The sequence below is a fragment of the Baekduia soli genome, from assembly GCF_007970665.1.
Taxonomy (GTDB): Bacteria; Actinomycetota; Thermoleophilia; order Solirubrobacterales; family Solirubrobacteraceae; genus Baekduia; species Baekduia soli.
The window spans coordinates 91,042-109,655 of record NZ_CP042430.1; the positions used below are offsets into that span (position 1 = coordinate 91,042).

15 protein-coding genes are annotated in these 18,614 nt (G+C 75.4%); 11 read left to right on the plus strand and 4 right to left on the minus strand.

Annotated elements, in window-relative coordinates; genetic code table 11:
* Nucleotides 1-31: 31 nt before the first annotated feature.
* The gene (locus tag FSW04_RS00410) at nt 32-904 is read left to right on the plus strand and encodes a PHP domain-containing protein (protein ID WP_146915101.1); all 873 of its coding nucleotides are present in this window, start codon (nt 32-34) and stop codon (nt 902-904) included.
* Between the two features lie 77 nt (nt 905-981).
* The gene (locus FSW04_RS00415; RefSeq protein WP_146915103.1) at nt 982-1,800 is read left to right on the plus strand and encodes an undecaprenyl-diphosphate phosphatase; all 819 of its coding nucleotides are present in this window, start codon (nt 982-984) and stop codon (nt 1,798-1,800) included.
* Between the two features lies 1 nt (nt 1,801).
* Here FSW04_RS00415 and FSW04_RS00420 read toward each other — a convergent pair whose 3' ends face one another.
* Nucleotides 1,802-2,920 (minus strand): DNA polymerase III subunit, encoded by a 1,119-nt coding sequence (locus FSW04_RS00420; RefSeq protein ID WP_146915105.1) that lies wholly within the window; start codon nt 2,918-2,920, stop codon nt 1,802-1,804.
* 29 nt (nt 2,921-2,949) lie between these two features.
* Between FSW04_RS00420 and tmk the strand changes: the two genes are divergently transcribed.
* The 4 genes from tmk to FSW04_RS00440 all read left to right on the plus strand — a co-directional run bounded on the left by tmk (nt 2,950) and on the right by FSW04_RS00440 (nt 12,215).
* On the plus strand, nt 2,950-3,549 hold the full coding sequence (gene tmk / locus FSW04_RS00425) for a dTMP kinase (protein ID WP_146915107.1): 600 nt from the start codon (nt 2,950-2,952) through the stop codon (nt 3,547-3,549).
* Between the two features lie 52 nt (nt 3,550-3,601).
* Complete coding sequence (locus FSW04_RS00430) at nt 3,602-8,758, plus strand: coiled-coil domain-containing protein (RefSeq protein WP_146915110.1); 5,157 nt, start codon at nt 3,602-3,604, stop codon at nt 8,756-8,758.
* Nucleotides 8,759-8,791: 33 nt separating this feature from the next.
* Entirely contained in the window at nt 8,792-9,214 is a 423-nt protein-coding gene (locus FSW04_RS00435) for a hypothetical protein (RefSeq protein ID WP_146915112.1), read from the plus strand.
* A 166-nt stretch (nt 9,215-9,380) separates the two neighbouring features.
* Nucleotides 9,381-12,215 (plus strand): vitamin B12-dependent ribonucleotide reductase, encoded by a 2,835-nt coding sequence (locus FSW04_RS00440; RefSeq protein WP_146915114.1) that lies wholly within the window; start codon nt 9,381-9,383, stop codon nt 12,213-12,215.
* Nucleotides 12,216-12,311: 96 nt separating this feature from the next.
* Here FSW04_RS00440 and FSW04_RS00445 read toward each other — a convergent pair whose 3' ends face one another.
* Together FSW04_RS00445 and FSW04_RS00450 are read right to left on the minus strand one after the other, a co-directional pair.
* Nucleotides 12,312-12,587 carry a hypothetical protein gene (locus FSW04_RS00445; protein WP_146915116.1) on the minus strand — a complete coding sequence of 92 codons (276 nt, stop codon included), beginning with the start codon at nt 12,585-12,587 and terminating at the stop codon, nt 12,312-12,314.
* Between the two features lie 23 nt (nt 12,588-12,610).
* Nucleotides 12,611-13,534: an NAD(P)/FAD-dependent oxidoreductase gene (locus FSW04_RS00450; protein ID WP_146915118.1), complete on the minus strand. Its 924-nt coding sequence runs from the start codon at nt 13,532-13,534 to the stop codon at nt 12,611-12,613.
* Nucleotides 13,535-13,613: 79 nt separating this feature from the next.
* On the opposite strand from FSW04_RS00450, the gene FSW04_RS00455 reads away from it, so the two are divergent.
* The 3 genes from FSW04_RS00455 to FSW04_RS00465 all read left to right on the plus strand — a co-directional run bounded on the left by FSW04_RS00455 (nt 13,614) and on the right by FSW04_RS00465 (nt 15,565).
* Nucleotides 13,614-14,204, plus strand: coding sequence for a helix-turn-helix domain-containing protein (locus tag FSW04_RS00455; protein WP_146915121.1), 591 nt, complete (start codon nt 13,614-13,616; stop codon nt 14,202-14,204).
* 114 nt (nt 14,205-14,318) lie between these two features.
* Nucleotides 14,319-15,050, plus strand: coding sequence for a DUF4386 domain-containing protein (locus FSW04_RS00460; protein ID WP_146915123.1), 732 nt, complete (start codon nt 14,319-14,321; stop codon nt 15,048-15,050).
* Between the two features lie 107 nt (nt 15,051-15,157).
* Nucleotides 15,158-15,565 (plus strand): VOC family protein, encoded by a 408-nt coding sequence (locus tag FSW04_RS00465; protein WP_146915126.1) that lies wholly within the window; start codon nt 15,158-15,160, stop codon nt 15,563-15,565.
* 73 nt (nt 15,566-15,638) lie between these two features.
* On the opposite strand, the gene FSW04_RS00470 is transcribed toward FSW04_RS00465, so the two are convergent.
* Nucleotides 15,639-16,340 carry a LamG domain-containing protein gene (locus tag FSW04_RS00470; protein WP_146915128.1) on the minus strand — a complete coding sequence of 234 codons (702 nt, stop codon included), beginning with the start codon at nt 16,338-16,340 and terminating at the stop codon, nt 15,639-15,641.
* A 352-nt stretch (nt 16,341-16,692) separates the two neighbouring features.
* Here FSW04_RS00470 and FSW04_RS00475 point away from each other — a divergent pair, with 352 nt between their 5' ends.
* Nucleotides 16,693-17,496 carry a polysaccharide deacetylase family protein gene (locus FSW04_RS00475; protein WP_187369114.1) on the plus strand — a complete coding sequence of 268 codons (804 nt, stop codon included), beginning with the start codon at nt 16,693-16,695 and terminating at the stop codon, nt 17,494-17,496.
* A complete protein-coding gene (locus FSW04_RS00480; RefSeq protein WP_146915132.1) occupies nt 17,493-18,599 on the plus strand; it encodes a glycosyltransferase family 2 protein in 1,107 nt (368 codons plus the stop codon). The genes FSW04_RS00475 and FSW04_RS00480 overlap by 4 nt, the downstream gene beginning before the upstream one ends.
* Nucleotides 18,600-18,614: the final 15 nt, after the last annotated feature.

Sequence of the window (18,614 nt, forward strand, 5' to 3'; positions counted from 1 at the left end):
CTAACGATCCCGGCGCGGGTACGGTCCCCCGATGTCCGCGCCGGCCTTCGACCTGCAGTCGCACTCCACCCGCTCCGACGGCTCGCTGGAGCCGGCCGAGGTCGTCGCCCGCGCCGCCGCGGCGGGCGTCCGGCTGCTCGCCCTCTCCGACCACGACACCGTCGACGGCCTCGATGAGGCGCTGGCCGCCGCACAGGAGCACGGCCTGCGACTCGTGACCGCGACCGAGCTCTCCTGCCTGGACGGCGACCGCGAGGACCTGCACGTCCTGGGGTACGGCATCGACCACCACGACCCGGCGCTGCTGGACGCCCTGGAGCGCTGGCGCGCCGACCGGGCCGCCCGCGGCGACCGGATGGCCGACGCGCTGGAGCAGGAGGGCTTCGCGCTGGACCGTGCACCCCTGGAAGCCCGCCGCGCCGCCGGCCTGCCGGTCGGGCGACCGCACCTCGCGCAGGCGGCGTTCGACCACCCCGGCAACGCCGAGCGCTGCCGGCGCGAGGGCCTCGCCGACTTCGGCCAACTGCTGGGGACCTACCTCGTGCCCGGGGCGCGGGCCTTCCGGCGGCGCACCACGCCGACGGTCGCCGAGGCGATCGGCGTCATCCACGACGCCGGCGGTGTGGCGGTCTGGGCCCACCCGTTCTGGGACCTGGACCACGACGCCGAGGTCATCGACACGATCGACCGGTTCGTCGCCGTCGGCCTGGACGGCGTCGAGGCCTTCTACATCACGCACACGCGCGAGCAGACGCTGCTGCTCGCCGGCCTGTGCGCCGAGCGCGGCCTGCTCAGCACCGGCTCGGCCGACTTCCACGGGCCCGACCACCCCCGCTTCCACGCCTTCCGCGCGTTCGACCGCTGCGGCGCGGAGCCCGACCTGGGCCCGCTGGGCCCGGTCTGAGGGCTCGGTCGACCCTGGCCGGGCGTCCAGGGAGGCCGTGCTGCGACCGCCCGAGACACTAGCCTGCGCCGCTGCTCATGGATGCCTTCCAAGCCATCGTCCTCGGCATCGTGCAGGGCCTCACCGAGTTCCTGCCGATCTCCTCCACGGCGCACCTGCGCATCGTCCCCGCGTTCGCCGGGTGGGAGGATCCGGGCGCCGCGTTCACCGCCGTCGTGCAGCTCGGGACGATGGCCGCCGTCCTGCTCTACTTCCGCCGCGACCTGTGGAACATCACCACGGTGACGCTGCGCTCCATCCGCGACCCGGAGCTGCGCCGCACCCTCGACGCCCGGCTGGGCTGGGGCATCGTCATCGGCACGATCCCGATCGCCGTCCTCGGCGTGTTGTTCAAGAACAAGGTCGAGACCGACGCCCGTCAGCTGACGCTCATCGCGATCGCGCTCATCGTGCTCGGCCTCATCCTCGAGATCGCCGAGCGCACGGGCCGCAAGGACCGCGACGTCGAGTCGCTCAGCGTCCGCGACGGCGTGACGATCGGCGTGGCGCAGGCGCTCGCGCTGATCCCGGGCGTGAGCCGCAGCGGCTCGACGATCTCCGCCGGCCTGTTCCTGGGCCTCAACCGCGCCGCGGCCGCGCGCTTCTCCTTCCTGCTGTCGGTGCCCGCGGTCGTGCTGTCGGGGCTCTTCGAGCTCAAGGACGTCGGCGACGGCAACGGCGCGGGCTTCGGCCCGACGCTGCTGGCCACCCTCCTGGCCTTCATCGTCGGCTACGCGTCCATCGCCTGGTTCCTGAAGTACCTGACCCGCCACCCCGTGACGGTCTTCGTGATCTACCGCGTCGTGCTCGGCGCCGCGCTGCTGGTGCTCGTCGCCACGAACGTGGTCGACGGCTGAGTCAGGGGCTCAGGACCCGCTGCAGCCGCGAGGCCAGCGCCTCGAGCACGAGCTCCTCGGTGGGATTGAGGATGAGCGTCGTGCGCGTCTCCTCGATGAGCGCGACGCCCTCGCGCAGCCGTGCCGACGATGCCTCGCCCTCGCGCGCGTCGCGCGCGATCTCCTCGGCGCGGTCGACGTGGTGGACGAGCTCGGGCAGGCCGTCGGCGGTCACGGCGACGTCGCGCAGCCACAGCGCGGCGAGCTGCAGGCCGTGGTCGATCGTGCGGGCGTGCGCGCGGCGGTGGGCGCGCTTGGCCGCGGTCTCGCCCTCGCGCTTGAGGCGCCGGCCGTCGCGGTCGGGCAGCAGCTCGGCGTCCTGCGCCACGCGCTGGGCGACCCCGCTGGCCGCGGCGTCGCCGGCGGCGCGCGCCTGGTCGAGCAGGGCGCCCCAGGGACGCGTGCCGAGCTCGCGGTGCAGCGACGCGCGGGCGTAGCGCTCGGCGGCGTCGCGCAGCGCCGGGCCGTCGGCCAGCGCGAGGATCAGCGCGCGGCCCGCGTCGCCCAGCGCCAGGCGCGCGCACGCGTCGGCGGTCAGCGGCGCCACGCCGTGGCGGGTCTGCAGGCGCTGGGAGAGCTCGGCCGCGGTCGGCGCCTCGAAGCGCACGTGCTGGCAGCGCGAGGCGATCGTGGGCAGCACGTTGCCGGGCTTGTCGGTGAGCAGCACGAGGTGCGCGAAGGGCGGCGGCTCCTCCAGCGTCTTGAGCATCTTGTTGGCCGCCTGGTCGTTCATCGTGTCGGCGCCCTCGACGACGAACACGCGCCGGCGCGCCTCGAACGGCGTGTGGGTCGCGGCGGCGACGACGGGCTCGTCGATGTCGCCGACGAGCATCTCGGCGGCGCCGCTGGGCGTGACCCACGTCAGGTCGGGATGCACGCCGTCGATCGCCCGGCGCCGCGCCCCGTCGGGGTCGGCCGCGCCCTCGGCCAGCAGCTCGGCGGCGAACGCGCGGGCGGCGTCGCGCTTGCCCGCGCCCGCCGGCCCGTGGAACAGGTAGGCGTGCGAGGGGTGGCCCTCCGGCGGCACCGCGGCGCGCAGCACCGCCTGGGCGTGGGGGTGGCGATCGACGACCTCGAGCATGCGCGGGCCAGGGTACTCTCGCGCCCGGCATGCCAGACCGCGGACGGCTCATCACGGTGGAGGGGATCGACGGCGCGGGCAAGACGACGCTGGTCGAGGGGCTGGCGCATGCCCTGCCCGGACTGGTCGTCCTTCGCGAGCCCGGCGGCGTCGCGGTCTCCGAGCGCATCCGCGACCTCGTCAAGGACCCGGCGCTGCACGTCGACCCGCGGGCCGAGGCCCTGCTCTACGCGGCCGCGCGCGCCCAGCTCGTCCACGAGCGCCTGCTGCCGCTGCTGACGGACGGCCAGGACGTGCTGCTGGACCGCTTCGTGGACTCCTCGCTGGCCTACCAGGGCGGCGGGCGCGGCCTGGGTGTCGCCGAGGTGGCCGAGCTCAATCGCTTCGCCACCGCGGGCCTCGTGGCCGACCTGACGCTCTACGTCCGGGTCGAGCCGGCGGTCGGCGCGGCGCGGCGCAGCGGCACCGACCGGCTCGAACAGGCCGGGGAGGCGTTCTTCGCCGCGGTCGTCGGCGCCTACGACGCCCTGGCGGCGGCGGATCCGGCCCGCGTGCGGGTCCTGGACGGCGCTCGCGCACCCGAGGAGGTCCTCGAGGATGCGCTGGTGGTATTGAAATCCCTGCAATAGCCGATCATGGGGCTACGATCGCCTGCACCACGCCGGGCGCAGGTTCCCTCAGATGACTCCGCGCTTCGAGGTCCAGACCTTCGAGCAGGTCTCCGCAGGTCCCGGCACGGTGCTGCTGCGGATCGCGGGCCGCTGGGTGGACGTGTCGCGCGGACGGCTCCCGCCGCCGCTGCTGCTGCTCGACGACGGGCGCCGCACGCTGCGCCTGTCGCCGCTGCCCGGGCCCGACGACGCCAACCCGCTGACGGGCCCGGAGGGCGTGCCGTGGCGCGCCGCGTTCTCGGCCCGTGCCGACGCGGTCGCCGACGGCCGGACGGCCTTCGCGCTGGAGGCCGGCCAGGCCGGGATCATCGACCTGCCGCGCCCGACGGCCCGCGGCGCCGTGGCGCGGGCGGCGCCGGCCCCGCCGCCCGCGGCCGCCCCCGCCCCTGCGCCCGCGCACGACGAGCCCCGCGCGCGCGGCTTCCTCCGGCGTGGGCCCCCGGCCGAGGGCGCGCCCCCGCGGGCGACGTTCGACCCGGGCGCGCTCGCCCACGCCTCCGACGTCGCCGCGCTCAACGCGCGCCTGGCCGAGGAGCGCGAGGCGCGCGAGACCGCCGAGCGCCGTGCGGTCGAGGCCCACGCCATCGCCCGCCAGGCCGCGGCCGAGGCCGCGCGCGCCGCCGACATCGCCGCCCGCGCCGAGGCCGCGCGCGCCGGCGCCGTCGACGCCCTGACCGACGAGCGGATGCGCGCCAGCGAGCGCGTCGCCGCCGAGGACGAGCGCGCCCGCGAGCACCAGGCCGTCGCGGTCGCCCGCGAGTCGCGCCGCTCGCTGCAGGAGCGCGAGGCCGACCTGGAGGCCGCCCGCGAGCAGGCCGAGCGCGCGTCGCGCGCGGCCCGCGCGGCCGAGGCGCGGCTGGCAGCGGTCGAGGACGCCCGCGCCGTCGCCGAGGCGCGGGCCGCCGAGCTGGCCGAGCTGCGCGAGCGCGCCGCCGAGATCGATCGCGCGCGCGAGCACGCGCTGCTCGCCGGCCAGGCCGCCCAGCGGCGCGCCGAGGTGGCCGAGCAGCGCGTCACCGCGCTCGAGATGCGCCTCGGCGAGACCGAGACGCTCGCCCGCCGCGCCGAGACCGCCGCGCGCCGCGCCGACGAGCTCACGACCCGCGTGCGCGAGGAGCGCGCCGCCCGCCGTGCCGCCGAGGACGAGTCCGAGCGCGCGCTGCGGGCCACCGCCGACGAGTCCACGCGGCGCGCCGCTCTGCTCGCGGCCGAGCTGCGCGAGACCCGCGGCCGGATCGAGGCCGAGCACGCCGCCCGCCGCGACGCCGAGGCCCGCGCCCAGGCCGCCGCGGCCGAGCTGGCCGAGCTGCGCGTCGAGGCCCGGCGCGCCGCCGAGCGCGCCACGCTCGCCGAGCGCGCGGCCGCGGGCATCGCCGCGCTGGAGGAGCGCCTGGCCGCCGCCGAGGCCCAGGCCGCCGAGGTCGCGCCGCTGGAGCAGCGCCTGGAGAGCGCGGTCGGCGAGCGCGACGCCCGCGCCCTGGAGACCGACGAGCTGCGCGAGCGGCTCGCCGAGGCCCGGCGGCTGCATGCCGCCGAGACCCAGGAGCTGCGCACCGCGCTGGGCGACGCCGAGGCCGCGGCCGAGGGCGCCACCCAGGCGCTGAAGGCCGACGCCGACGGGCTGCGCGACGGCCTGGCCGACGCCGAGCAGCGCGCGGGCCGCGCGGAAGCCGACGCCGAGGCGCTGCGCGCGCGGATCGCCGACGTCGAGGCCGCCGGCGCCGAGGAGATCGCGGGGCTGCGAGCCCGCATCGGCGAGCTCGAGCAGACCTCCGCCCAGGAGGCCGAGGCGCTGCGCGAGCGGGCCGCGGCCGCCGAGCGCGCCGCGCAGGCCGCCGCCGACGCCCTGCGCGACCGCCTGGCCGAGGCCCAGCGCGACGCCCAGGCCCAGGCCGCCCAGCTCACCGAGCGCCTCGAGGCGGCCCAGGCCGCGGGCGCCGCCGAGGCCCGGCGGCTGCAGGCCGAGCTCGCTGACGCCGAGGCGGCCACCGCGGCGGCGCGCGCCCAGGCCGCCGCGGAGGTCGAGGACCTCCGGTCCCACCTCGCCGAGGAGCTGGCGGCCGCCGACGCCGAGGCGGCGGCGCTGCGCGGGCGGATCGCCGAGGCCGACGCGGCCGCGGCCGCCGAGGGCGACCGCCTGCGCGCCCAGCTCGACGAGCTCGAGCGCACGAGCGGCCAGGAGGCCGAGGCGCTGCGCGCGCAGGCGGCCGCCGCCGAGCGCACCGCGGCCGCCGAGGCCGAGGCGTGGCGCACGCGCCTGGAGGAGGCCGAGCGCTCAGCCGCCGACGAGGCGCGCGCGCTGCAGGAGCGGCTGGCCGAGGCCGAGCAGGCCGCCGCCGAGCAGGCCGCCGCCCTGCACGAGCGGCTGGCCGAGGCCGAGGCGGGCACCACGGCCGCCCGTGACGAGCTGGCGGCGCGGACCGCCGAGCTGCAGGCCGCGGCCGCCGCCGACGTCCAGGCGCTCGAGGCGCGCGTGGCCCAGGCGCGCGAGGAGGCCGCCGCCGCCCAGCGCACCTCCGCCCAGCTCGAGGCCACCGAGCGCGCGGGCGTCGCCGAGCGCGAGGAGCTCGTCCAGCGCCTGGCCGAGGCCGAGGCCCACGGTGTGCAGGAGGCCGAGCGCCTCACCCGCGACCTCCGCGAGGCACGCGCCGCGCACGCCGCCGAGCTCGAGGCGCTGCGCACGCGGCTGGGCGCGGTCGAGGCCGCCGCCCAGCACGACGCCGAGGCGCTGCAGGACCGGCTGACCGACGCCCACGCCGCGGTCGCCGCGGCGCAGGAGGCCCACGTCACCGAGGTCGACGTGCTCACCGCGCGCCTGGCGGAGGTGGAGCGGTCGGGCGCCGAGGAGGCGCAGGCGCTGCTGGAGCGCATCGCCGAGCTCGAGGAGCGCGCCGGCGAGCTCGACGCCCTGCGGGCGCGCCTGGGCGGCGTCGAGGCCGAGCGCGACCGCCTCCGCAGCGGGCTGCGGCAGACCCGCGAGCGCCTCGAGATCGTCGAGCCGCGCCTGGTCGAGCTCGGCGACGAGCTGGCCGCCGTGCGCGAGCAGCTGGCCGCCGAGCGCGGCCGGGCGGGCGCCGCCGAGGCCCGGGCGCAGCAGGCCGCCGAGGAGATCGAGCGCCGTGCGGCGGCCGCTGCCGCCCAGGACGCCGAGCTCGTCCAGGCACGCGACGCGCTGGCCCGCGGCGAGCAGGACGCCCTGGCGCGCGTGCAGGCCGCCGAGGCGCGCACGGCCGAGGCCCAGCGTGCGGCGCAGGCGCTGCGCGAGGAGCTCGACGCGCTCACGGAGGCCGAAGCGGAGGCGCGCTCGCGCGCCTCCGCGGCAATCGGCCGTGCCGGCGACCTCGAGGCCGAGCTCGAGGCCGCGCGCGCCCGCGCCGCCGACCTGCAGACCGCGCTCGACGTGGCCCGCGACGAGGCATCGGCGGGCGCCGCGGCCGCCCTGGCCCAGGCGCGCGCCGACGCCGACCGCCACGCGGGTGAGCACCGCTCCGCGGTCGCGCAGGTGCAGGAGCTGCAGGCGCAGGCCGAAGCCCAGCAGGCCGACGCCGCCTCCCGGCTGCAGGCCCTGCACGCCGCGCTGGACGACGCCCGCGCGCAGGCGGCGGCCGCCGAGGCGGCCGCCGCCGCCGGCGCCGAGGAGGGCGCGGCCGCGCTGGCGCAGGCCCGCGAGCGGGCCGACGAGCTGGAGGCGCAGCTGGCCGACCGCAGCGCGCGGTCCGAGCGCGAGTCCGCCGCGCTGCAGGCGCAGCTGGCCGAGGCCGTCGAACACGCCGGGCGCCTGCAGGCGACGCTCGCCGCCTCCGGCGAGGAGCTCGAGCGCGTGCGGGCCGAGGCCGCCGCGGCGCAGGAGGCCCGTGAGCGCGCCGACGCACTGGCCGGCGACCGCGACGCCGCGCTGACCCGCATCGAGGCGCTCGAGCAGGAGCTGCGCGCCGCGCAGGCGGCGGCGCAGGAGCGCGAGGCGGCGGCCGCCACCGAGCTCCAGGAGGTCCGGGAGGCGCGCGACTCGGGCGCCGAGCGGATCGTCTACCTCCAGGCCGAGCTGGCCGAGGGCATCCGGGAGGCCCACGAGGCCACCGCGCGCCACGCCGAGGAGGCCGAGCTCCACGACGTCGCGCTGCGCCGCGCGGCGGCGGCCGAGGAGGAGCGCGACGCGCTCGCCGAGCGCCTCGCCGACGCCCGTGCCGAGGCCCGCGACGCCGACCGCGAGACGGCTGCGCTGCGCGGCGAGCTCGAGGCGCTGCGGGCCGGCGGGGACGCCGCCGCGGCCCGCGAGGACGAGCTCACGGCCGCGCTGGCCACCGCGCAGGACCTGGAGCGCGCCCGCCGCGAGGAGGTCGTCGCGCTGGAGGCCGCCGTGGCCGCCCGCGACGCCGAGCATCGCGACGCGCTCGCCGCGCTGCGCGCCGGCGCGTCGGACCGCGAGCAGGAGCTCCTGGCCGAGCTCGAGGCGCTCGAGGCCGGCGAGAGCGAGCACACCGAGCACCTGCGGGCCGAGCTGGCGACCCTTCACGCCGCGATCGAGGAGGGCCGGGCGCGCGAGGCCGCGCTGGCCGAGCGCCTCGACCAGGCGCGCGCCGGCGACGACGAGCAGACGCGCGCGCTGTCGGCGCGCCACGACGCGCTGGAGGCCGCCGTCGCACAGGCGCGCGAGCGCGAGGCCGCGCTCGCCGCCCAGCTGGCCGAGCAGCAGGAGGCCCACGCGCAGGGGGCCGCCGGCGCGCAGGAGCGCGAGGCCCACCTGCAGGCCCAGCTCGCGGCGCTGCAGGACGCGATCGCCGGCGCCCAGGAGCGCGAGGCCGCGCTGGCCGCCGAGGTCGACCAGGCGCGCGCCGGCGACGACGAGCAGACGCGCGCGCTGGCGGCACGCCACGACGCCCTGGAGTCCGCGCTCGCCGACGCACAGGAGCGCGAGGATGCGCTGCGCGACGAGATCGCGGCGCTGCACGCGACGATCGAGCAGCTCGAGGCCGGGGCCGCCGCCCCGGGCACCGGGACCGCCGACGCCGCCGCCCGCGCACGCGAGGAGGATGACGACCTCGAGGCCGGCGGCGGCCTGCTGACCGGGGTGCGCCGCGAGCGCACGATGGTCACCGCGCTCTTCTTCTTCGTCGTCGCGGCCGGGCTGCTGCTGCTGCTCGGCGGCCTCATCGACGTCCTGCGCTAGGGCGCCGGCCCGGCCGGGCTACGCTGTCGCCCGATGCGCCGTGGGCCGATCACCACCCTGCTGGCCTGCGTCGCCCTGGCGGCGGCGCCGGCGGGCGCCGCGACCGCCGCGGGCCCCGGAGCCAGTGACGTGACGCCGGCGTCCTCGGCCCTGCCCGCGTCGACGGCGGCCCCGGCGACGACGGCCGCCCCCGCCGCGGCCGCTCCCGCCTCGACGACCGCGCCCGGACCCGCGACGGCGTCGGCCAGTCCGTCCTCGGACCACACCGGCCGGTGGATCCTCGTGGCCGCCGTGGGGCTCGCGCTCGTGCTCGCCGCCGTGGCCTGGGCGGCGGCCCGCTGGTGGGCCTACGAGCCGCGCTGGCTGCTGCGCTCGCGGCACGCCGGCGCCGAGGCCGGGTGGCGCACGAGCGCCGCCTGGGCCGAGTTCCGGGACTGGGTCCGCCTCGGGCGCTGAGCCCGCCGCGGACTACACTGGAGGGACGCTCCGCGCCGAAATCCCTGCACGCGGAGCCGCCGGCCGGACCCGCGCCGTTACGTCCGACGAGCCCGCCACGCTGTTCGACCCCACTTCAAGGTTTTCGATGGCGCCGCGGGCCGGCGGCGAGGAGGAACAGCAGCACATGGAGACGACACCGCAGACCGCATTGGCGACCCACGTCGAGGCCGGGCGCGCGCTCACGATCGAGCGCTATTTCACGACGCCCGGCGTCCACCCGTTCGACGGCGTCGAGTGGGAGCTGCGCACCGCCGCGGTGGGCTCCTTCCGCCAGGACGACGTGGAGTTCCCGCGCTCGTGGTCGCAGAACTCGACGAACATCGTCGCCCAGAAGTACTTCCGTGGGCAGCTGACCTCGCCCGCGCGCGAGCGCTCCGTCAAGCAGATGATCGGCCGCGTCGCCGGCACGATCGCCGACTGGGGCCGCCAGCGCGGCTACTTCGCCACCGGCCAGGACGGCGACGCCTTCGAGGACGAGCTCACCTACGTCCTGCTGCACCAGATGGCGGCGTTCAACTCGCCCGTCTGGTTCAACGTGGGCTTCGAGGAGCAGCCGCAGTGCTCGGCCTGCTTCATCCTGTCCGTCGAGGACACGATGGAGTCGATCCTCGACTGGAACACGCGCGAGGGCCGGATCTTCCGCGGCGGCTCGGGCTCGGGCATCAACCTGTCCAACATCCGCGGGTCGATGGAGCCGCTGAGCAAGGGCGGCACCGCGTCGGGCCCCGTGTCCTTCATGCGCGGCGCCGACTCCTGGGCCGGCACGATCAAGTCGGGGGGCAAGACCCGCCGCGCGGCCAAGATGGTCGTCCTCGACGTCGACCACCCCGACATCGTCGAGTTCATCGAGTGCAAGGCCAAGGAGGAGGACAAGGCCGAGGCGCTGCGCAACGCGGGCTTCGACATGTCCATCGACGGCGACGGCTTCAAGTCGATCCAGTACCAGAACGCCAACAACTCGGTCCGCGTCACCGACGAGTTCATGAACGCCGTCGAGGCCGACGGCGAGTGGCGCACGATCGCCCGCCAGACCGGCAAGCCGATCGGCAAGCCGCTGCGCGCCCGCGACGTCATGCGCAAGATCGCCGAGGCCGCGTGGCGCTGCGCCGATCCGGGCGTCCAGTACGACACCATCATCAACGAGTGGCACACCTGCCCGGTGTCGGGCCGCATCAACGCGAGCAACCCGTGCTCGGAGTACATGCACGTCGACGACTCGGCGTGCAACCTGGCCTCGCTGAACCTCATGAAGTTCCGCCGCCCGGACGGCACGTTCGACGTCGAGCGCTTCGAGCGCGCCGTCGACGTCGTGTTCCTGGCCCAGGAGATCGTCGTCGGGCCGTCGAGCTATCCGACGGAGGAGATCGGGGCCAACGCCCGCGCCTTCCGCCAGCTCGGCATGGGCTATGCCAACCTCGGCGCCTACCTCATGGCCAACGGCATGCCCTACGACTCCGAGCAGGGCCGGGCGACCGCCGCCGCGATCACCGCGCTCATGACGGGCCGTGCCTACCTGCAGTCGGCCAAGGTCGCCGCCGCGATCGGCCCGTACGAGCGCTACGCCGAGAACCGCGACGCGCACAACGCCGTCATGCGGATGCACCGCGATGCCACCGCCCACATCCCCGTGGGCGTCGGCCGCGACGACAGCCTGCTGGCAGCCGCGCGCGAGGTGTGGGACGAGGCCGTCGAGCTCGGGGAGCTGCACGGCTACCGCAACGCGCAGGCGACGGTGCTGGCTCCCACCGGCACGATCTCCTTCCTCATGGACTGCGACACGACGGGCGTCGAGCCCGACTTCTCGCTGGTCAAGTACAAGGAGCTCGTCGGCGGCGGCTCGATGACGATCGTCAACCAGACCGTCGGCCTGGCCCTGCAGACGCTGGGCTACACGCCGACCCAGGTCGACGCGATCGTCGCCCACATCGACCAGTACGGCACGATCGTGGAGGCGCCCGGCGTGCTCGACGAGCACCTCGAGGTCTTCGACGTCGCCGTCGGATCGCGCGCCATCAGCCATATGGGCCACATCAAGATGATGGGCGCCGTCCAGCCCTTCATCTCTGGTGCGATCTCCAAGACGGTCAACCTGCCCTCGACGGCCACGGTGGAGGACATCGTCGACGCCTACACGCAGGCCTGGCACCTGGGCGTGAAGGCGCTGGCCATCTACCGTGACGGGTCGAAGACCGCGCAGGCGCTGCGCACCGACGCCCAGCAGGAGGAGGCCGCCGTGCCGTCGCTGGACTCCGAGGAGTTCGCCCAGGCCGTCAAGGACGAAGTCGCCAAGCAGCTCGACTCGATCGGGCCGCGCCGCAACAAGATGCCGCGTGAGCGCCAGTCGATCACGCACAAGTTCAACATCGGCGGCCACGAGGGCTACATCACGGCCGGCATGTACGAGGACGGCACGGTCGGCGAGATCTTCATCACCGACGTCGGCAAGGAGGGCTCGACCCTCCGCGGCATGATGAACTCGTTCGCCACGGCGATCTCCATCGCGCTGCAGTACGGCGTGCCGCTCGAGACGCTCGTGCAGAAGTTCGCCTACATGCGCTTCGAGCCGGAGGGGATCACGCAGAACCCGGAGATCCCGTTCGCGAAGTCGATGCCCGACTACATCATGCGCTGGCTGGCGTCCCGCTTCCTGGACGCCGACATCCAGGAGGAGCTCGGGATCCTGACCACCGAGGTGCGGGCCAAGAAGGCCGCCCAGGACGCGATCACGTCGATCTCCTCCGACACCGCCGGGCCGCAGGCCGTCCCGACGAACGGGGGCGGCAAGGGCGGCGCCGCGCAGGCGCCGACGGCCAAGCTGACCGACACGCCGCCGGTACGCCCGGCGCGCATGATCGGCCTCGAGCTCGGCCCGGCCTGCCAGCAGTGCGGCGGCATGATGCAGCGCACGGGCTCGTGCTACACGTGCTCGTCCTGCGGCAACAACACCGGCTGCGGCTGAGCGGCACCGGGCCAGCGCCACCGGGAACCGGCAAGGGGACCTTCGGGTCCCCTTCGTCGTTCTCGGACCGGACGGGGCCGCGTCAGGTTGGGCACCTCACGGGAGCTCCACCTGGCCGGCCCGGCGCCGGCCGAGCAGCCGGCCGCGGGCGCGGTGCAGGTGGGGCATGAGGCCGTAGATGACGATGGGCACGGCGATGGTGGCCAGGACGAACGTGCGGGGGACGGCCGAGAGGGTGCCGAGCCAGTCGCCGAGCAGCAGGTTGAGGACGGTGAGCGTGGGGAAGACGCACAGCCAGATCATGGCCGCGAGCTGGTGGCGGCTCGGCGGCGCCGGCGGGGTCGTGGTCTCGGCGGCGGTGGTCTTGGGCATGGCGATCTCCGATGGGATGGACTTCAGGCGGCGCCGACCAGCCCCGCGGTGGCGGCGACCTCGTCGGCGACGATCTGGTTGTTGATGGCGATGGCCGCCGCCGACGCGTCTCCGGCGGCGGTGATGACCTGGGCGCGAGGGTTGGCGGCGTTGCCGGCCGCCCACACCCCGAGCACGCTGGTGCGCCCGTCGGCGTCGGCGAGCACGAGCCCGTCGCTCGACAGCGCGCAGCCGAGGGCGGCGGCGACGCTGTCGGGGCGGGCACGCAGCCGCGGTCGCATGAACACCGCCGCTCGCCGGACGGTGCGTCCGTCGTCGAGCTGGACGGCCTGGAGGCGGTCGTCGGCGATGACGAGCCGCTGCACGGCCCCGTCGACGACGGCAACGCCGCGCGCGGCGAGCGTCGCGCGCTCGTCGTCGGCGAGCGCGTGGGTGTTGGTGAAGTAGGTGACGTCGTCGCTCCACTGACGCAGCAGGTGGGCCTGCTGTATCGAGCCGGGGCCGGTGGCGAGCACGCCGATGGGCTGGTCTGCGACCTCGTAGCCGTGGCAGTAGGGGCAGTGCAGGAAGTCGCGTCCCCACCGCTCGCGCACGCCGGGGATGTCGGGCAGCACGTCGGTGGCGCCGCCGGCCAGCAGCACGTGCCGGGCGGCGACGGTGCCGGTGCTCTCGGTCTGCAGCTCGAAGCCGGCGGCAGCATCGAGCACGCGGTCCTCGACGAGCCGCACGCCGTAGCTGGCGACCTCCACGCGACCGCTTTTCAGCAGCTCGGAGGGCGGCATGCCGTCGCGCGAAAGGTAGCCCTGCATGTGGGCGGCCGGGGCGTTGCGCGGCTCGCCGGCGTCGATCACGACGACGTCGCGCCGAGCCCGACCGAGGACCAGCGCCGCGCTGAGGCCGGCGGCGCCGCCGCCGACGATGGCCACGTCATAGGTCTTGGTCTGCATGCGTCCAGGGTGCGCGCAGGCCGCCGCGATGGGAAGCGTTGTTGCCGTTTCCGGGAACCGCCGGTAGCGTCGGCGTGCCATGCCCGACGAGGCCGCGATCCCTGACGTCCTGGCCGACGTCGGTCCTCGTCTCCGGCGGTTGCGCGAGCGCCGTGGCGTGACGCTCACCGCGCTGGCGGCCAGGACCGGGATCTCCAAGAGCACGCTGTCGCGGCTGGAGAGCGGGCAGCGCAAGCCCAGCCTGGAGCTGCTGCTGCCGCTCGCCCAGGCCCATCACCTGCCGCTGGACGAGCTGGTGGGCGCGCCGCGCATCGGCGACCCCAGGGTGCGGATGCAGCCGAAGACCCGCAACGGCCGGTTGGTCTATCCGCTCACGGGCGCCAACAGCCCCATGGCCGTGTGGAAGGTCGTGATCCCGCCCCAGTCCGAACGCAGGCTCCGCACGCACGCAGGACACGAGTGGCTCTACGTGCTGGCGGGCGAGCTGCAGCTCATCCTCGGGGAGCACGACCTGATCCTGAGCGCGGGCGAGGTCGCGGAGTTCGACACCCGGGTCCCGCACTGGTTCGGGCCCACCGGCGAGGAGCCGGTGGAGATCCTCAGCATCCACGGCAGCCACGGCCGGCGCATGCACGTGCGCGCCGCACCGCGCGCCGGGCAGCCCGCCTGAGCGACGATCCGGGATCCACGCCGTTCCCGGAAACGGCAACAAGGCTTGGCCTCCGACGCACCATGAGGGCAGGGTCCCCGTCGTCAGCAGCAACCGACCGGAGGGACCAACGCCATGACCACCTCGGACCGCTCGACCGCCCGCCTCGTGGGCTGGCTGTTCATCGGCACGTTCGTCTTCTCGATCCCGGGCCTGCTGCTCTACGGGCCGCTGCTCGATCATCCCGACTACGTTCTCGGCGCCGGCCACGACACCCGGATCACCGCCGGCGCGTTCCTGGAGATCCTCACGGCGATCTGCAACATCGGCACCGCCGTCGCGCTGTATCCGCTGGCCCGCCGCCTCAGCCCCCGCCTCGCCATCGGCTACGTGGCGGTCCGGATCCTCGAGTCGACCGTGATCGTCGCCGGCATCGTCAGCGTCCTCTCCGTCCTGACGCTGCGCGAGCAGTCCGCCGGCGCTGACCCCGAGACCTTCACCGTCGCCGGGCAGGCGCTGGTGGCCTTCCACGACTGGACGTTCCTGCTCGGCCCCGGCTTCTGCGCCGCCATCGGCAACGGCCTGCTGCTCGGCTTCCTCATGTCCAGGACGGGACTCCTGCCGCAGCGCCTCGCCGCGTTCGGGATCCTCGCCGGCGGCTTCGCGTTCATCGCCGCAACCGGCGCGCTGTTCGACGTCTACGACCGACAGTCAGGACCGCAGCTCCTGCTCACCGTCCCCGAGATGATCTGGGAGGCCACCTTCGGCATCTACCTGATCGTCAGGGGGTTCGCCCCACCGGCCGTGCGCGAGCGCCGGGCCGGCAGGGAGCGGGGGGTCTCGGCACCGGTCGCGGCGGCGGGCTGACCGGGCTGCCTTCACCGCCCACCGGCATCGCGCGGTCCCGAGCTCGCGGGACCGCGTCCCCGTGGCCCGCACCGATGACTTCCGCCGGCCGGCGCCGTCTGGAGGGTATGAGCGATCTCACGCAGTCCCCTACGACCCTCACGAACATCGGCGTCGTCATGTTCACCGTCGCCGACCAGGACGCCGCACTGGCGTTCTACACCGGGAAGCTCGGCTTCGAGGTGCGCAGCGACAGCCGCTTCGGCGAGCACGACGAGATGCGCTGGCTCGAGGTCGCGCCGCCCGGCTCCACCGCCCGCCTGTCCCTGAACCCGCCGATGGCCGACGAGCCCGGCGGGAGCGCGATCGGCGTCGAGACCACCGACGTGCTCGGCGAGCACGCCCGGCTCAGCGCGATCGGCGGCATCGACCTCGACCCCGAGCCGATGCGCATGCCCGGCGCCCCGCTGATGTTCATGGTCCGCGACCCCGACGGCAACACCGTCGTCGTGGTGGAGGCGCCTCCGGCGGCCTAGGACCACGACGCCCCGGCGCGGCCGCCCCCCACGTGCCGCGCCGGGCGCGCGCCGCGCATGCCCCGTCCCGGACCTACCCGGCGGCCGGCAGGCGGGCCAGCGGCGTGAAGGCGAAGTCGCGGATGATGATCGGCGGCGGCGCGAGATCGCGCGGGTATCCCGGATAGAGCCAGTAGGACATCCGCGCCACCATGAACTGCCCGTCGCTGAGCACCGGGCGCGTGACGTCGTAGAGGACCCTCCCCGTCGCGTCGCGCAGCAGCAGGCGCACTCCGGAGTGGCGCCAGGTCACCGAGGCCGTATAGGGCGCCGCGTCGGACACCGTGAAGCTCTCGTAGGACCGCACGCGCCGCGACCAGGAGACCGCCCAGCCCTGCGGCCCGAGGGGCTCGCCCCAGCGGGCGAACTCGAAGATCTGCTCGCCGTAGGGCGAGCGGTAGACCGAGTCGTCGGTGAACAGCGCCAGGACGCTGTAGGGGTCGATCGAGCCCAGCCGGGACTCCACGACCCACCGATAGCGCCCGTATCCCAGCCGGCGCGTCGTTGCGAGCTCCACCGAGCGACGCCGCGCGCCCGCTCGCGTGATCCCCAGGCGCAGTGTGCCGTCGGCACGGACGCGGACGTTGCCGTCGGAGTCCCACCAGTCGTTGTTGCCGGGGTTCTCGTGGGTCGCGAGGCGCACCTGCCAGCGATACCCCGACCAGGAGAAGAACCGGCGATAGCGCTCGGCCCCGGCGCCGGCGGGCAGCGCGAGCAGCAGCAGCAGCGAGGCCATCAGTCCGATCAGGGGTGCTCTGCATGCTCGGGGCATCGAGCGGACGCTAGGTCCCCCGGGCCCGCTCGTCGTCGTCGGGTTGCCGCACGGATCGTGCGGGATTCCCGCACGGCAGGAGACCCGGTCCGCGCCTCCGTACTTCTCGCGCGACATCCGCGGCGCAGCGCGGTGCCGATCCCGGCCGAGCGCGCCTAGTGTCCGAGGCACCGCAAGGCAGGACCGTCCTCGGCGCTGTGACTGTCCACCCCGTCCACCGGCGATCCGGGCGAACCAGGAGGCGACATGTGTGGAGTCGTTGGACATGCCGGCCGTCGTGACACGACGACGTGCCTACCAGGACGGTGACCGCCGGATGACCGGCGGCCTGCCGCGCGCGACGATCCGCAAGTGGGGCACGCTCGCCGCACTCTCCGTCCTCGGCGTGTGCCTCGTCTCGGTGCCCGTCCTCATCGCCCTCGTCCTCTCGGGCCCCGATGCCGGCCGGACACCGGACGCCGTCGCGGGCGCCGGCGACGAGGCGGACTCGGCGACCACGGCGCGTGCCGCCTCGCGCTGCATCGCCACGCGTGGTCACTACGCCCTGACGATCGACGACGGGCCCTTCGCCGGGACCACCCCGTCGCTCGTGGCCGCCATCGCGCGCGAGGGGGCCACCGCGACCTTCTTCGACGTGGGCGAGCGCGCCGCGGCCCATGGGAACCTCGTCGCGCTGCAGCGCCACGTGGGCCAGGTGGCCAACCACACCTATCGCCACCTGCACATGACCAGGCTGTCGCGCGCGCACCGCCTCCGGGAGCTGGAGCGGACGGCCGACGTCCTCGGCCCCCACAGCGCCTTCTACCGCGACCCGTACGGCGAGTCCGACCCGGCGACCGACGCCGACGTGCGGGCGGCCGGGCTGACGCCGGTGGGCTGGACGATCGACGCGCAGTCCGGTGGCGGCCCGTCGGAGGCGATCGTCGCTCGCGCCATGCGGGTGCGGGCGGGCGGCATCCTCCTGCTGCGTGACGGCGACCGGCGCGCCGTGGCCGCCGTCGGGCGGATCCTCGGCCGCCTGGCGGCGCGCGGGATGTGCACCGGCCGCCTCACGCTGCGGCCCGCGTCCGCGTCCTCCGGGCGCCCGACCCCCGACCGCATCGCCGTGGCCGGGCGATGAGCGCGGTGATGGTCGCCGACGAGCGTGCAGCGGCTCGCGCCCCGGCCGTCGGCCCGGCCGCGCGGCGCAGCCGGGTCATCGTGCTGATCCCGGCCCGCAACGAGGAGCTCGGGATCGTCGCCGCGATGGAGTCCGTCGAGGCGCAGACGAGGAAGCCCGACCGCCGGATCGTGATCAGCGACAACAGCACGGACGGGACCGTCGAGCGCGCACGCTCGCGCCCCGGCTGGGAGGTCTGGGAGACGGTGGGCAACCGGGGCCGCAAGGGCGGGGCGCTCAACCAGGCCTGGGCCATCCTCGAGCCCACGCTGTCGGACGCCGACTTCGTGCTGACGATGGATGCGGACACGATCCTCGATCCCCACTTCATCGAGAACGCCCGGTTGAAGTACCTGCAGGAGGAGTCCAACGGCCTCCTGCTCGGAGGCGTCTGCGCGAACTTCTCCGGGCTTCCGCTCAACACGGCCCTCGGCGCGCTGCAGATGATGGAGTACGCACGCGCGACGAAGATCAACCGCTCGCGCAGGGGCACCGCCCCCGTCCTGGCCGGCGCGGCCACGATGCTCTCGGTCCAGGCCCTGCGCTCGGTCTACCGCGAGCGCGGCCATCTGTACGAGCCGGTGCTGACCGAGGACTACGAGCTCTCCCTGGTTCTGCGCGCGCACGGCTACGTGACCCTCGCACCGAGTGCGTGCCGGGCCCGCACCGACCTCATGCCCACCATGTCGGCGCTCTGGGCCCAGCGCCTGCGGTGGTACCGGGGCGCGTTCGAGGCCCTGCGGGCCCACGGCTTCGAACCCGGGATCCGCTCCGACATCGCATGGCTGGCGTTCTCGCTCTGGGCCGCCGCGTCGCGCTGGCTGTTCCTCATCGCGCTCGCGGCGACCGCGATCACCGTCGGCCACATGACCTTCTCGCCCTGGCTCCTGCTCCTGTTCGCCCTGGCCTCCCTGCTGCGGGTGATCCAGGTCAGCGAGCTCGGCTGGAAGTACATGGTGCTCGCCGGGCTCATGGTCGAGGAGCTCTATTACGCCCTGTTCCTCGAGGCCGTCCTCTGGCGCTCGTTCTACCTCGCCTGCACCCAACGATCTGCTCACTGGTGAGCCTTCCATATCGCA